Here is a 14,077-nt window from a genome sequence, read left to right on the forward strand (position 1 = left end):
TCACAACGATTCGTCTCAGTGGCAAGTGTCAAAGGTGTATATCCGTTTAAAAAGGAAATTAAAGATAAAATTATTACGGGATTAATGAGGTAGGGGATTTCAGCGTATTGTTAGGTCGAACTATCACTAAATGGCTCTCAATAAATAAAACAAGTCATTGCCCAATTAATGAATTTTTATTGCCTTTATTTTCCTTCAGTCCCTGATTTTACGATAGTTATACTTATGGGATCGGCACCAACTGATTGTTGATTATATGACTGATTTATCCAAACTGCTTATTCTTCATAAAAATTATCCTAGATATAATAAGAAGTCGCCGTGGTAAATTACTGTAGTAATAATAAAATGGAGTTATCTTTCCAGGGCATGAAATTATTATTAAAAGGGAGATTTCTGTATGGATACGGTTGAAGAGCTTAATAACACATATTTTTTTGCGGGGCGTCCAAATCTGACTGCCAGCCAGTTACTGTTTGTGATTTTCTGTGAAAACACTGCTAATCAGTTGGGTGTGCAGGGTTTTGGAGCGATAGTATCCATTGTGGCCGGGCTAAATATTTTGCCAGTAAGCGGAAAACTTGCAGGAGCAATACCTGATACATCGATTGCCTCAAAGGGTTCGCGTAAATTATTTGGCAATACACGCTTCCCCAGACCGATTAGACTTTCTTCAGTTATAGGGGGTTATCCACCGTCAACGCTTAGAATCAAAATGGTAAGTAGAATAGGGACTTTTGTTGGCAGAGCCGTTCCTGTTGTTGGTTGGGTTATCCTAGCTTCCGATATATCTCAGATTTCGGCTCGCACGCTAAGAGATTACAACCGTATTGCCAGAGGGGAAGATAAAATATGGTAAATACTATCGAAAAACGGATATATGAGCTAATTGACTCATGGAATGGGATTACGTGGCCAGCACTGAAAGTTCAACCCTTAACAGATGAAACATCACTAAATCACTCAATGAATATGGATCCCATTGAAGCGGCAGAGCTGTTGTTGGAAATTTTTGAAGAATTTAACCTTAACGTTGACGATTTAAATTTTCAGGCTTATTTTGCTAAACATCGAAAAAATGAAAAATCGCTGACCATAAATATGCTTATCGAGTCCGCTAGGGCTGGTCGCTGGCTATATGATTAATATTCAAATGAGTATTTGACCAATTGCGGTGCAAATTAAAAATTATAATGGTTAGAAAGATCAGCACCTTCACTGGTCGGGCTATACCTGTGATAGGCTGGATCATTCTTGCTTCTGATATTTCACAAATAGCATACCGTACCGTCAGAGACTACAACCTCATCGCTAAGGGGGGTGACAAGATATGGTAGATAATGTCGAAGAGCGGATTTATGAGCTTGTTAAACCGTGGAATGGACGTTCATGGCGGAAATTCAGAATACCTCCTTTAACTGGTGAAACAAATTAAAAATTATAATGGTCAGAAAGATCAGTACCTTCATGGTAAAGTCAGGCCATTCATTTACTGCTTGTGAATCTGGTTCATCTGGAAAACAGGGAATATAGCATAATCATCGTTTGTAGCCCGTTGACGCGAACTATCCAACGACGGTTTATGCAAGATTCTCCCTATATGCGTATCGGTGCGCACAATGTATGACGCTATGTTACAGAAGTGTTCTGAGCCATTCCGGTAGAATGGGGTTTACCGGAATTGCGAGGGTTGGTCTTTATACATAGAGTGCATTATGCGAACCACATACTATTTTTTCTTTTGCCACTGAATTATTACTTCTTGGTTATCAATCAAAGAGTACATCCCTGAAATTAACTCCTTTAGTTCTTCTCCAGTATTTTCAATAAATGTCTGAACAAATGCGTGCGTGTCGTTTTTCACCATTTCAATTCCCCTATCCCTAGGGATTCCGAATGATTCATCGTTTGGGTTATTATTTGATTTTATGCAAAGCTCTCTCTGAAGCGAGTGGTACCTAGGCTTGGCTAACGGTTAAAATGTTAGTGTCCCTATATTATCCCCATGTTATAAAAATATTAGTAAAAAGTATTAGTGACAATATTGTGAACGAATTAGTTATATTGATACTTACTCTTTATGGTCAGTTAGTTGCACTTGCTGAGTGCCAGTTAGAAACAAAAGAGAAGGGTAGAGATAAAGGTTAGCCCTCCGCAGGAGAGCCATGCGGCTAGAGCCATGCGGCTAGAGCTGACCTTTAATAAAAGAGTGACAAACGAATTTAAATATTAGTCTTTAAACTTATCTAAATCGAACTTTACATTATCCTTTATTGTTGAGATTGAGTTGCTATCCTTACCATTCTTAATGGATAGTAATGTTTTTAATATTTCTTTCTGTATATCTGCCTGAGTAAAAGCGATGACCTTCGTTTCATAGGTCGTGAATGTTTCAATCATCAGAAGGATAATGCATACTGCAATAACAACTCGAATTTCATTTCCCGTAACGTTATAGAGTAATGGTGTTACAGCTTGAATGCTACGAATAAATTCAAAACATTCGTCACTTGCGATAAAAAATAGTAATCCAGTTAGAATGAGTATATTGAAAGCTAGAAAGAGTTTAGCTAGGTTTTTGGCGAGAAAATGACTATTCACAATGCATCCTTTTTATACTATTTAATTTGAACCATTCACAATACAAGACGTTCCCATTTCATCACCGCCCCAAAGAGCAATAGTAGGTTCGCCAGCATCCATTCCTTGTGTGCTCATATCAAGAGCAACTATATAAAATGTTTTATCATCGACATCAAACTCATAATTAACTAAAGGCGCTCCACTGGTCTGATAAACGGATTGTTCAATATCTTCAATACGCTTAGTTGAAATAACCTTACCGTAGTGAAGTAGCTTAGCCGTGCCAGTGCTACCCGTATAACTCAAAAATCGACTTTTCGTACCTGTTCCATTAAGTTGAATCGTCCAACCGTTGTGGCAAACAATTTCATCTGCATGACTCATAAAAGGTATACATAATGATGCACATAATGAGAGAAGTTTAATGCGTTTATTCATTGCTTATTATCATCCTATTTGTATCAGAATTCAGCGCATAATCAGACCTAAGGCCGCAAGACATTTCAACTGTTATGCGTACCGCTACCTTGGTACGCATAATGTATATTATGTTAAATTGCATTTTAGGTGCTGTTTTAACGTGTACTTCGTTACGTCATCTTTTTGACCGTCTCGATTCCGTCCCCTTCATGTCATCAATACCAATTGGTCTTCAATGAAGTCTATCGTTGGAACTCACACTAAGTTCAATACCTGATAGCACTAATTCTAGGTAAGCTGTCATAAGTTAAGATCATACCTAGATATCAAAGCCATATCACTCTTATTACTTTTCATGTCATCGAAACTGCTATCGAAATGGGCCTTCAACCCAAAGTTTTGCTTAGAGAACCGCGTAAAGTCAGGTCCGATTGGTTTGATTACAATAATGATGATAAAAATAGACTCGTTATGCTGCAAGGCGATCGACGTCATTCAGGTGCATCCTAGGATGGAGTGATTTCGCGTAAATTGATGGCTCAGGTCTTAGTTAAACCTTTAACGTACGATGCTGCGAAGAATAAAAGATTTGAGTTGATGGCAGAAAGAGGCAAGGCCCAACAATAGTCACTCAATTATTTACCGAACTACTGATAGATAATCCACAAAAAAATGATGGCGTTTTAGACGTAGATAATACGCCTCTGTGTTATAAGCCTGAAAATATCATCACTGATTGAGTTCTATTTTCAGACGAATAAGCCACCATTTTTACTTGCCTCCCCCTACCCCAGTCGCTCGATACGTTGTCGGGCATCCGCCAAATGCGATCCCAACGCATCGAGGCAAGGCGCAAAGTTCTCTGAAAATTTATCACACGCGAGAACGAGACGATAAAATTCTTCAGCCATCTGTAGCGCTAGGTGCCAACACTGTTCATCGATAACGTCGAGTAAACTCGCCGGACGCAACGTATTCACCCTTTCGCCCCCCGATTTTGGCGCAAAGCCCATCGGTAACATATCGTAAGCTGGCGCTAACGGGTAAGGCCGACCCTGATCACTGATAAACGATAAATTACCATGGTGCATATCGGTATTACCGATCAATACGCCGAATGCCCAGAGCTTTGCCGCTTCTTGTACCGCCTCGGCGATAACATGCTGCTGAGCCGCTAGCAATTTAACTAAGCTTGGCCAAGGTTCTCGGGCTTTGCCTATAAACTCCGCCTCTAACGCGCGCAATGAAAAAATGCCAATTCGACCCAATGCATTCTGTCGGTCAAAACGAGGAATTTCTAGAAAACGTTGGCAACCGAAATCAAGTACGGTTGTTTCAACGCCTAGCACCTGTAAGGCTAAATGCTCTGCCAATAATAAGTCACGCCAACGTTCGCTGACGGGATTATCTTCCAGTGCGGTAAACTTCACGAGAACATGACCGGTGGTACTGAACGTGCAAAATTTAGGTTGTTCTCCCCCTGCAGACGAGCCGGGCACTTCACCCGAACTGGAGGATAGAGCCATTTGCGGGTAATGCAGCTCTCGGTCTATCAGTGTCGGGCTTGGCATCGCTAAAAATTGCGCTTTCGCCCTTTCACCAATCAATAAGTTACCTACGCTATCATGCCCATGAGTCAATAAGGCTCTGATCACCTCGTCGTCTTGCCAATTTTCCGGATTCGATGATAAGCCCAATTCCGATGAAAAGGCACCAGCAAACGCACGGCCAAGATAGCCCTGCGGCCGCATATCAAATAGCCACCATGGCAGGCCATCACTATGGTGGACGACACCATCGGTCTGACACATCACAAATCCTTGGGGATAGACCGGGATCAGATCGCCCAATAATTTAATTTTACCTGCTTCGGAAATCCGATATATCGGCGCTATACTAAAACCGCGATAAGGGTGTTTTAGTGCATAATGAATAGAAGGTCCCGCGCCTATTCTAATAATATCGCTTTCCATATTTTTCAACGCCCGCGAGAGCGTTGGCTGACTAACACTAATTTTTTCAGTGAGTTGCTTAACCGTCATCGGCGATTTTTGAAGATGTAAACGTATGGCTTCCGTACGGTTTATCATCGCCCCGCTCCCGATTGAATAGATATATGAATAGCTTTTTGAATAGATAATTTAGCACATGGGTCATGCAATGTCACCTTGTTGGCTGACCTCGACGCATAACGCACGTAGCCAACGATGAGCAGGATCCTGATGGCGACGTGCGTGCCATGCCATACTTTTGGTAAAGCCCGGTACACTCAGCGGCATCGGGATAATCACTAAGTCATGCGTGACACTGGCTAAGCGTTTGGGAAGCACCGCAATCATTTTGGTGAGGCGTAATATCTCAGGCACGGCATGAAAGCTATTCACGGAAACGCCAACACGACGCTGAAGGTTAATTTCGGCAAGTTTCTCATCGGTCGGACCGCTGAACTGTCCCTCGGTTGACACTAAGACATGTTCATAGTGACAAAATTGCTCAAGCGTCATTGATAAACTTTGCGCAATTGGATGCGATCGGTGTGCGACACAGACGTACTCTTCTTGATAAAGGCTCCGACTATGCAATTCCTCAGCGGTCGTTTCTGGTGTCAGTAAGGCAAGGTCGACCTCTCCTCGAGAAAGCTGTTGCGTCACTTGATCGTCAATAATTGGCCGTATGGCAATATTGATGCCGGGTGCACGGGTTTTCAATACCGCAATCAACGGGATTAGCACCGCGCTGAGGGCGTAGTCCGTAGCGGCAAGTGTAAAGGTGAGTGTCGCATTAAGGGGATCGAAGTGCGGCGGATTTAATAATTGCGTAATATCCCGCAGGATCTGCGTGACCGGGCCGGCTAGCTCCTCTGCCCGTGCGGTCGGCATCATACCGTCTGGCGTTCGTACAAACAGCGGATCGCTAAAATGCTCGCGCAGTTTTACCAACATGCCACTGACCGCCGGTTGGCTAATGGCTAGGCGATGCGCTGCGCGAGTCACACTGCGTTCTTCGAGCAACGCACCGAGTGCTTTAAGCAGATTCAGATCTAAGCTGCGGAGTTCATTTTTCATCTCTGACACTGACCCTTTAAAATCCTTATCGACTAAGGCTAAAGGCAGTGAACGCATTTGTCGAGTTGCGACGCCTATCTCAGCGCTAGAATTAGGATTTATTTTTTTGCCGTGTTCACCAATCCCACCAGCCAGTCTTGATGACCGTTGATCATCGGATTTGGCGTGGCGGTCGCTAACGCTTTGGCAGGCTCTCCATTTTGAGTTTCTTGGGTAAGGATCCGCACGCGGCCTTGACTCAAGTCTTCCACTAGCCAAGCATGTAGCACATCTAGACGTTCGGCGCTCCCTTCTTCTCCTACCCAACCATGCCACGATATACGTCCAGGCTCTCCGGCATTGGGTGCAACATATTCAGTGACCTGTGATTCGACATAAAAGCCAAAGGTGTCAAAATAAAAACGACAGTCTGCGAATAAGGTCTTACTGTCAGAGTCATGGAGACCTGGGTTAGCGGCGTTGGCGTAGTAGCTTGGCCATAATGAAGGCGTAATTAATAGCGGCCAAATATCAGCCGTGCTCAGTCCCGCAACAATAACCTCATTTGAACAGAAATTATCGCTAAAACCAGGTAAGAATTTTTCAGGCCAATGAATTGCATTTTGCATCGTAGTGATCTCTTTAAACGTGATATCAGATGACGAAAGGATGTCAAAACCCGAGGAAAAAGAACAATCAGCATTGCTGATAGCGACTATTAGCGCTGCTGATTGTGATGAGTGGACGAATGATTAATGCGAAGGCCTCTGTGAAGTAACGCTATCGCATAGGGCAGCAAGTGGGCATCAGTCATGCTATCGGTAACTCACTTCGAGGTGGGTAACCGATAGCTTAGCGCTTTTGTTTATTTACTGTCGAAGAAAATGGAATTTATGCTGCGATACGGGTGATGAGCCGTTGAAGTTTTTCGCTAAACTCAATTGCATGAAAATCGCTAATCTCTCTCCCCACGACCACTGTTTCAGCTAGGGTCTGCATCGGCGGCCAGCGTGTTTTAAAATTAGCGTAAACGGCTAAAACGGGTACTTGGTAAGCACTGGCCATATGGACGATAGACGTGTCGGGAGAAATCGTTAAAAAGGCATTACGCACCACCGCGGCGCTGCGAAGGATGGAAGGCTCGAGCGATAAGCGATGGACATTTTGCCATTCGGCCACCCGTTTTTTAGCCTGTTCACTCATTTTCGGACTATGCACAATCACGATGGGTAAGCGAGTGACCTGTTGAATCAGCGCAAGTAGCTGATCAGCTGCCTCGGGCAAAAACGTACGTTCTGCCACGCTCCCCTCGAGATTTAATGCGATATAAGGACCCAGCGCATTGAGTTCAGACTCAACCTCCTGCGACGTCGCTTCGGGAATGGGTAATTCGAAACCGGCATTCACGACAGGAAACCCTGCTTCGCGCATTAAAATAGACCAGGTCATTGGCACTGGCGCGCGAAATTTCTGATCCATACGGGAGGCCACACGACAATAAGGGGAAAAACAGCGCATCTCCAGGCCTACGGCTTGTAAATTAGTTCTCGCACGCAGGGTTTTCACAAACAATAGCGTTTTCAGATTCTTTTTACGCATCGCTTCAATACAGAGATCGGGGACACCGTGTTCGGCACGGATCTGTTTGGCTAACGCCTTAATCTCTTGGTAGCGAGCGACATCTTGAAATTGGGTAGTAATCACTGTTAAACGAGTATTGTTGAGGCTCAAGGCCTCGAACACGTGATAATTAAGCGTAGAAGCGATGATAATAAGATGCGCAACCTGCTGCTTTTCTAATGACCGGATCAGGGGATAAGTCGCCATGGCATCGCCGATTTGATCCGGGATGTGTAACACTACGGTTTGAACGGTGTTGGCAATCAACGGCTGCGTGCTGTAGTCGAAAAAACTACAGGCTAACTTTCTTAAAATGGACATTTTTTATGCTACCAAGCTATATCATTTATATTTTTAGTATCGGAATTATATAATTGACCGTAGAAAGCATAAATTGTTCAAAATACTGGATAGCGACCTTATATTTGAAAAATTCTCATCGATAGTAAGGTGAGGGACCTCCCTCACCTTACACCTATGACTGATGCGTGCCGGTATGTCTGGGCATGACAAAGCCTATTAAACCGGCAGTTATTAACATAAGTCCGCCGCAGAGCGTTATCGGGGCGAGGATCCCTTGACTATCAAGTAATACCCCACCCAATGCAGCCCCTAAGGTATTCGCAAACTGAATCACCGCCACTTGCACGGCTCCGGCATTTTCGGCTTGGTGAGCCAGGTTACGCGCGATCCAGGTAGACCATGCGACAGGAATTAATCCGAAGGTGAATCCCCACACAATAATAATTAGCGACGCCACCCATGGGATGTGGCCAAAGAAAATAAATAAGCCTGTGCAGACAAAGAGAGTGGTAGGCGCGAGAAATAAAGTGTGGATTAAGTGCTTTTTTAAGACGATAGCGGAGCAGGAAGTACCAATAAAATTGGCGATCCCAAAGCCTAAAAATATCAGTGTCAGTTGATTAACGTCAAGTTTAGAAACGGTCGCCAAAAGTGGGCGAATGTAAGTAAAGAAAGAGAACTGCCCACAGAAAGTGAGAAATATGGCTAACATCGCCACCTTGACACCCGTTTGCTTGAAAATCCTCAGCATGGGTTCTTTTTCAACTGACGTAGCGTGCATTGCGGGTAATACTTTTACTAACCACAGACTACAAACCCCTCCCAGCATTGCCGCACCAATAAATACATTTCGCCAGCCGATAAGATTGCCGAGGAAACTGCCAATGGGAGCCGCAATGACCATTGCAATAGATACCCCGCCGAAGACCACAGAAAGTGCTTTGGCTAGCGCGTGAGGAGGCACAAGTTTCATCGTCACCGAAGCCGCTAGCGCCCAAAACCCCCCTAATGCAACGCCGAGCACGACCCGTCCCCCTAACAGCAAATAAAAGTTGGTGGAGAGCGCGACGATGAGACTGGAGATCGAAAGTAATACCGCAAAGGCAATGACCACATAACGGCGATCGCTATTTTTTATCAATGACGTAATGATAACACTGGCGAACATGGCCACTAACGCGGTAACTGTCACGGTTTGCCCCGCTGTTCCCTCACTAATATGGAGATCCGCCGCCATCGGCGTCAGTAAGCTTACGGGTAAAAACTCTGCGGTAATTAGACAGGCTACACAAAAGGCAATAGCAAAGACTGCCGGCCAGTTTGGTCTATGCGACGAGTGAGACATTCAGTTTCCTAATTATAAAAATTCGGTGAGCGGGTAAAGGAGGTAATAGAAAAAATTTTTGCTGTGTAAAGTGAGCCGGCGCAACGATTCACTGCGACGGCTTAAGCTAATAAAATAAGAAATTAAGAAAGTTTTATCACCACCTTACCGAAGTTCTCGCCACGCAACACCTTGTTCAATGCAGCCGGTGCCTGGTCAAGACCCTTTATCACCTGCTCACGGTAATGGATTTCACCGTTTTCGACCCAAGGCGTCATGACCGACAGGAAATCCGAGTAGTGATCTGCATAGTCAGCAAAAATAATAAAGCCTTGCAGTAAAATACGCTTCTTAATTAACTGCGTCAGGATATAAGGCGTTTTATCGGGGCCATCCGCAAGCTCTGCGTGATTATAATACGAGACTGCACCACAGACCGGGACGCGAGCCCGCGGATTCAAGCGAGGAAATACCGCGTCGAATACTTTGCCGCCAACATTTTCAAAGTAGATATCGATCCCTTTTGGGCAGACGGATGCTAATCGTTGCTCGAAATCTTCGGTATGATGATCGATACAGTGATCAAAGCCTAACACCTCTACCGCATGGCGGCACTTTTCAGCTCCCCCCGCGACACCCACGACGTGGCACCCGAAGCGTTTCGCAAGTTGGCCCACTGTTGCGCCAACAGGGCCAGTAGCCGCCGCCACCACTAGCGTTTCACCTGCCTGCGGTTTACCGATATCGGTCAATCCCATATAGGCGGTAAAACCCGGCATCCCCAGTATTCCTAAAGCATAAGAAGGGTGTGCGAGCGCGTGATCGAGCTTAACTACCTCTTCTGGCTTGGCGAGCGAGTAGTTTTGCCAGCCTCCCTGAGACAATACCCAATCGCCCTCTTCGAAGCCTGCCACCGTGGAGTGCACAACTTGAGACACCGTTCCGCCTACCATCACATCACCAAGCGGTACCGGCGGTGCGTAGGATTCACTGTCATCCATTCTACCGCGCATATAGGGGTCGAGAGAGAGGTACTCTGTACGAAGCAGCAATTCTCCTTGTTTAGGCGTAGGACATTCACCTGTAACCCAGGTGAAACACTGCTCAGTGGGCTCGCCGCTCGGGCGTTGACTAAGCTGCCAGCCCTGATAGGGATGTTCTGCAGTGGACATCATGACTCCTTAACAATTTTGATGATTGTCACTGAAGCCTAGCTAACTTTCAACCTAGCCGCTAGCGTCATCGCTTAACCTTTGATGCGACAGAGGCCGATATGCCCGGCACTAAGCGTCGAGGCTGATTTGGGGAGTGGCGACAATGGCGTTTAACACACCACCCCTGATACTTCGGAATTTGCCAGGCGCTGGATAATCTCTATCGACAGGGACTGTTCAAAGCCATTAGTGTCAGTAACTGCTTGTCGTATTGACGACCTTTAACACCGATACGTCCAAGGTTAATATAGAGACCTTGGACCCTATTAAGTCGTTGATCGCTAACCATGCGGATTCAGAACGTATTACGTTTATTGGCACACGCCGTTTCGTTACCTAACTAACGGGCGATACCTTGTATGATGATCTTTTTCACATTGTCGAAGGTTTGCTGGAAAAAAGCGGGATCATCGAGTGTTTTCCCGCTGATGGCAGCAACTTGTACGCCAAAATCAGCATAATGTTGAGTGGTTGCCCACAAGGTAAAGAGTAAATGCAGCGGGTCGATCGGGGCAAGCTGTCCCGCATCGATCCAGCCCTGAATAATCGACGATTTCTCGTCGACTAACTGTTTTAAGGCGGTGTGGAGGGTTTGCGTGAGTAATGGCGCCCCCTGCAACATTTCTAAGCAGAAGAGTTTCGAGGCTTGCGGGTGATCCCGCGACACGGTCAACTTAAGCAGAATATAGTGCTCAATGGCGGTTATCGCATCCTGCTCCGCCGCAAAGGCTTTTAACGGGGCGAGCCATACTTCTAATAAATCTTCCAGTAGTGCGATATACAAGGTTTCTTTCGACGGGAAATAGTAGAGAAGGTTTGTTTTTGAGACGTCAGCACTTTCCGCGACCCGTTCTAAAGAAGTGCCATGTAACCCATATTGTGAAAAGAGGGGTAATGCCGCAGAGAGAATGGTCCGGCGTTTTTGATTGGCGGCGCGTGAACGCCGCGAAGGACTGGCCTTGGTCTCACTCACTGACACTCTCCTTTCTTCAATATTCTCGGCTGAACGACTGACCGCGCCGCCCTTGCCCATAACTGTTTAACGATTGTGCACCAGATGGTCTGCTGTTGTTCATTTGCTCTACTGCTTAGCAGTATAAAGGATTAACTCCCTCATCAATAAAGATTTTTTAAAGTTGGCACACTGCTTGCAAATTCTCTGTGTGCCAGACCGCTTTCACTGGTTCGCCCAACACTGCATGCTCTATCGACTATTTTGAGAGAGGTGGCAAAGATGAAAATTGGTGTCTTTATTCCAATCGGCAATTACGGTTGGCGTTTTCTCAGAAAACGTCCCGCAATATAAACCGACCTTCGAGCTGAATAAAACTATCGTTAAACGGGCTGAGCATAACCTTTCGAGTTTGCATTATCGATGATTAAATTACGAGAATTCGGCGGTAAAACCGAATTTTGGGACCATAATCTCGAATCTTCCACGCTAAGGGCTGGACTCGCAGCGGTAACGGCGCGGATAAGACTCTACGCCACGGCGGCAACTTTAGGGGGACGCTTGGAAAAGGAAAATATCCTACACTAAGACATTTTGGCAACTGGGCGTGTCGAAATCAGCAATGGGTAAGAGTATTCAGCGGCTTGAGCATAGCCTCGGGATCCCGCTAAAATGCTGCCGAATGCATACCTCGCCATCATTCCTGATGCCCCACATCCTGCTTTTGCCGTAAATTTTAATGCCATTTGGATGAGGAGGCAGCAGAACTGGCGAGCCACTTCGGCTGTGAAGTTGATTTCATTGAAGGGACGGGGCACCTGATCCCGCTGGAAAAACCCCTTGAGCTTGCCCGGTCTGTGTATAAATGGCTACAGACATCGGGACTTTAGGCTGATGGCTTCGCGAGCATTTCGCCGGCCCGGAAGATCTTCTCCCGCAGCCACAGATGTGCCACGTTGCATGTATCGCGTTTATTCCAGCAAAGGTTGGACATTCAAAGGGTTTGTCAGTCCCGAAAAATGCACGGAAGAGTCAATTTTGGATACTGCTGCAATGAGGTCAGTTTTCGCCAGAACCTACGGCAGGGTAAGCCAGTGCGGTATGATTACCGCAAAATTACGGTTCAGTCGTTGTTCAGCGAGTAGATTGTCGACGAAGCGCACATCGGCAGAAGAAGTAGCCACGTGGATGTGGCCTATTTCAAGAAATCTATTCATATCGAGATCTCTTGACGCCAGATTTTCTGTACCGGTGATCGGAATTGGTGCAGGTCCAGACACGTATGGTCAGGTGCTTTTTCTGCATGATATGCTCGGGATAAGTCTTACGGGACTCACCCTACATTTGTCCGCAACTTCATGTCGAGACAGCACAGTATCCAGAGTGCCATTGAGAGCTGTGTGTGGCGGTAACAGCCGGCAAGCAATATACAAGCTCAGCCGTGTATGCTCTGTCCCGCCTTGGTCAGATTACCCTACCCTTGGTGATTTGTTCGAAAGATGACCTATTGGTCCCTTGGATGTGCTCCGAACAGCTGGCAGCAGGATTAATTAATACTCGTTTTTCTTTAGTAGACTATGGGGGGCATGCCATGACAGTGACCGACCCTATCCCCTTTGCTGTGCAACGTATTCAATGGTTAGAAGCGTGACAACGTCACTTACCTACTACGTAAGATTATAATATCGATCAACCTGTTTTAACGGCGGTAAGGGTGTTTGTTCGGTCATTTCTAGAAGATTGCGCTCGATACCCGTGCAAATGGCATCGAGCGCAAGGTGATTAGCGCCCTCGCCAAAAGGATGTTCCATCTCTTCCGCCACCGCATCCCATGATAAAAAGGTATAGGAGATAAAAACAGAAACAAAGGGCGTAAGCCAGTGTAGGTCGGCAACCAGCGCCAAGGGTAATAACGTGCAGAAAAGGTAGACGGTGCGTTGTAAGATTAAAGAGTAGGCAAAAGGCACCGGTGTATTGGTAATACGCTCACAACCACCTAGACAACGGGATAACTCATTGAGATTCTCGTCGATATTACGGTATTGAAGTTCGGTTACTTTCCCCTGACGCAGCAGATTGGCGTACAACTGCCCCACCTGCAACAGCAGCATATTCGCCATTGACTGTTTATTCAGTATGCCGTCAGCCTCTGAAGGGTCGATTGAGCGCTGTAAATCCTGCCGCGCGGAGCTGCCGCGTAAACTGTGATTAAGCGTCCAGGCGTAGGCAATCAGCAACTTTGCGGCTAATTTTGGGCTTTGCGCCTCATTTACGGCACAGAGTGTTTGACGGATCAGACTACGACTCGTAATCATCATGGAACCCCAAATTTTTCTGGCTTCAAGGTAACGGCTGTAACTGGCGTTGTTGCGAAATCCCAAAAAGATAGCGATAGCAATGCCTAATAAACTGAATGGTGGTAACGTCAGATGAGCACTGTGCTGGCCAAGCCACGGATAGAGTGCTAAGGCAATCAGCGACATACCGAGATTAAGCAGTAAACGGAATAGAATTTGCGGCATCACCGAGCCATGCCAGGTAAAAAGACGAACAAACCAATGTTGTGGGGGACGAACGATCATCACGGGTTCCTAACACTTAAGAATAGCTAAAGTCT

General features: G+C 45.8%; 16 protein-coding genes and 3 pseudogenes. 7 read left to right on the plus strand and 12 right to left on the minus strand.

Going from position 1 to position 14,077, the window contains the following annotated elements:
• Window positions 1-400: 400 nt before the first annotated feature.
• The 3 genes and pseudogenes from BMX14_RS04945 to BMX14_RS17150 all read left to right on the plus strand — a co-directional run.
• A complete protein-coding gene (locus BMX14_RS04945; RefSeq protein ID WP_092673670.1) occupies window positions 401-859 on the plus strand; it encodes an STM2901 family protein in 459 nt (152 codons plus the stop codon).
• Window positions 853-1,146: a DUF1493 family protein gene (locus tag BMX14_RS04950; RefSeq protein ID WP_092673673.1), complete on the plus strand. Its 294-nt coding sequence runs from the start codon at window positions 853-855 to the stop codon at window positions 1,144-1,146. The genes BMX14_RS04945 and BMX14_RS04950 overlap by 7 nt, the downstream gene beginning before the upstream one ends.
• A 35-nt stretch (window positions 1,147-1,181) precedes the next feature.
• Window positions 1,182-1,337: pseudogene (locus BMX14_RS17150) on the plus strand (STM2901 family protein); the annotation flags it as partial.
• A gap of 892 nt (window positions 1,338-2,229) precedes the next feature.
• Here BMX14_RS17150 and BMX14_RS04955 read toward each other — a convergent pair.
• Together BMX14_RS04955 and BMX14_RS04960 are read right to left on the minus strand one after the other, a co-directional pair.
• The gene (locus tag BMX14_RS04955) at window positions 2,230-2,601 is read right to left on the minus strand and encodes a hypothetical protein (protein WP_092673676.1); all 372 of its coding nucleotides are present in this window, start codon (window positions 2,599-2,601) and stop codon (window positions 2,230-2,232) included.
• Between the two features lie 21 nt (window positions 2,602-2,622).
• Window positions 2,623-3,021 (minus strand): hypothetical protein, encoded by a 399-nt coding sequence (locus BMX14_RS04960; RefSeq protein WP_092673679.1) that lies wholly within the window; start codon window positions 3,019-3,021, stop codon window positions 2,623-2,625.
• Between the two features lie 402 nt (window positions 3,022-3,423).
• Here BMX14_RS04960 and BMX14_RS16780 point away from each other — a divergent pair.
• A pseudogene (locus BMX14_RS16780) lies at window positions 3,424-3,743 on the plus strand (SDR family oxidoreductase); the annotation flags it as partial.
• 45 nt (window positions 3,744-3,788) lie between these two features.
• Here BMX14_RS16780 and yjjJ read toward each other — a convergent pair.
• The 7 genes from yjjJ to rutR all read right to left on the minus strand — a co-directional run bounded on the left by yjjJ (window position 3,789) and on the right by rutR (window position 11,481).
• Window positions 3,789-5,093 (minus strand): type II toxin-antitoxin system HipA family toxin YjjJ, encoded by a 1,305-nt coding sequence (gene yjjJ, locus BMX14_RS04970; RefSeq protein WP_092673681.1) that lies wholly within the window; start codon window positions 5,091-5,093, stop codon window positions 3,789-3,791.
• Window positions 5,094-5,156: 63 nt separating this feature from the next.
• On the minus strand, window positions 5,157-6,068 hold the full coding sequence (locus BMX14_RS04975; RefSeq protein WP_092674243.1) for a LysR family transcriptional regulator: 912 nt from the start codon (window positions 6,066-6,068) through the stop codon (window positions 5,157-5,159).
• A 98-nt stretch (window positions 6,069-6,166) separates the two neighbouring features.
• Window positions 6,167-6,676: an SRPBCC family protein gene (locus BMX14_RS04980; protein ID WP_092673684.1), complete on the minus strand. Its 510-nt coding sequence runs from the start codon at window positions 6,674-6,676 to the stop codon at window positions 6,167-6,169.
• A gap of 262 nt (window positions 6,677-6,938) precedes the next feature.
• Entirely contained in the window at window positions 6,939-7,988 is a 1,050-nt protein-coding gene (locus tag BMX14_RS04985) for a glycosyltransferase family 9 protein (RefSeq protein ID WP_092673687.1), read from the minus strand.
• Window positions 7,989-8,142: 154 nt separating this feature from the next.
• Window positions 8,143-9,315, minus strand: a complete 1,173-nt coding sequence (locus BMX14_RS04990) for an MFS transporter (protein ID WP_092673690.1) — start codon at window positions 9,313-9,315, stop codon at window positions 8,143-8,145.
• A 122-nt stretch (window positions 9,316-9,437) separates the two neighbouring features.
• Window positions 9,438-10,466, minus strand: coding sequence for an NADP-dependent oxidoreductase (locus BMX14_RS04995; RefSeq protein ID WP_092673693.1), 1,029 nt, complete (start codon window positions 10,464-10,466; stop codon window positions 9,438-9,440).
• A 382-nt stretch (window positions 10,467-10,848) separates the two neighbouring features.
• Window positions 10,849-11,481, minus strand: a complete 633-nt coding sequence (gene rutR, locus BMX14_RS05000; protein WP_230527304.1) for an HTH-type transcriptional regulator RutR — start codon at window positions 11,479-11,481, stop codon at window positions 10,849-10,851.
• Between the two features lie 261 nt (window positions 11,482-11,742).
• On the opposite strand from rutR, the pseudogene BMX14_RS05005 reads away from it, so the two are divergent.
• A pseudogene (locus BMX14_RS05005) lies at window positions 11,743-12,012 on the plus strand (pyrimidine utilization protein A); the annotation flags it as partial.
• Between the two features lie 32 nt (window positions 12,013-12,044).
• On the opposite strand, the gene BMX14_RS16550 reads toward BMX14_RS05005, so the two are convergent.
• Window positions 12,045-12,278 carry a hypothetical protein gene (locus BMX14_RS16550; protein WP_177173087.1) on the minus strand — a complete coding sequence of 78 codons (234 nt, stop codon included), beginning with the start codon at window positions 12,276-12,278 and terminating at the stop codon, window positions 12,045-12,047.
• A gap of 258 nt (window positions 12,279-12,536) precedes the next feature.
• Window positions 12,537-12,677 (minus strand): type 2 periplasmic-binding domain-containing protein, encoded by a 141-nt coding sequence (locus BMX14_RS16785; RefSeq protein ID WP_230527344.1) that lies wholly within the window; start codon window positions 12,675-12,677, stop codon window positions 12,537-12,539.
• Between BMX14_RS16785 and BMX14_RS16790 the strand changes: the two genes are divergently transcribed.
• Together BMX14_RS16790 and BMX14_RS05015 are read left to right on the plus strand one after the other, a co-directional pair.
• Window positions 12,649-12,963, plus strand: coding sequence for a 3-methyl-2-oxobutanoate hydroxymethyltransferase (locus tag BMX14_RS16790; RefSeq protein WP_230527306.1), 315 nt, complete (start codon window positions 12,649-12,651; stop codon window positions 12,961-12,963). The two genes, BMX14_RS16785 and BMX14_RS16790, sit on opposite strands and share 29 nt — an antisense overlap.
• Window positions 12,863-13,111, plus strand: coding sequence for a hypothetical protein (locus BMX14_RS05015; protein WP_092673699.1), 249 nt, complete (start codon window positions 12,863-12,865; stop codon window positions 13,109-13,111). Before BMX14_RS16790 ends, BMX14_RS05015 begins: the two co-directional genes overlap by 101 nt.
• 16 nt (window positions 13,112-13,127) lie before the next feature.
• Here BMX14_RS05015 and BMX14_RS05020 read toward each other — a convergent pair whose 3' ends face one another.
• Window positions 13,128-14,042 carry a bestrophin family protein gene (locus BMX14_RS05020; RefSeq protein ID WP_092673703.1) on the minus strand — a complete coding sequence of 305 codons (915 nt, stop codon included), beginning with the start codon at window positions 14,040-14,042 and terminating at the stop codon, window positions 13,128-13,130.
• Between the last annotated feature and the right edge of the window lie 35 nt (window positions 14,043-14,077).

Origin of the sequence: Rosenbergiella nectarea, assembly GCF_900111105.1 — a bacterium.
GTDB lineage: Bacteria > Pseudomonadota > Gammaproteobacteria > Enterobacterales > Enterobacteriaceae > Rosenbergiella > Rosenbergiella nectarea.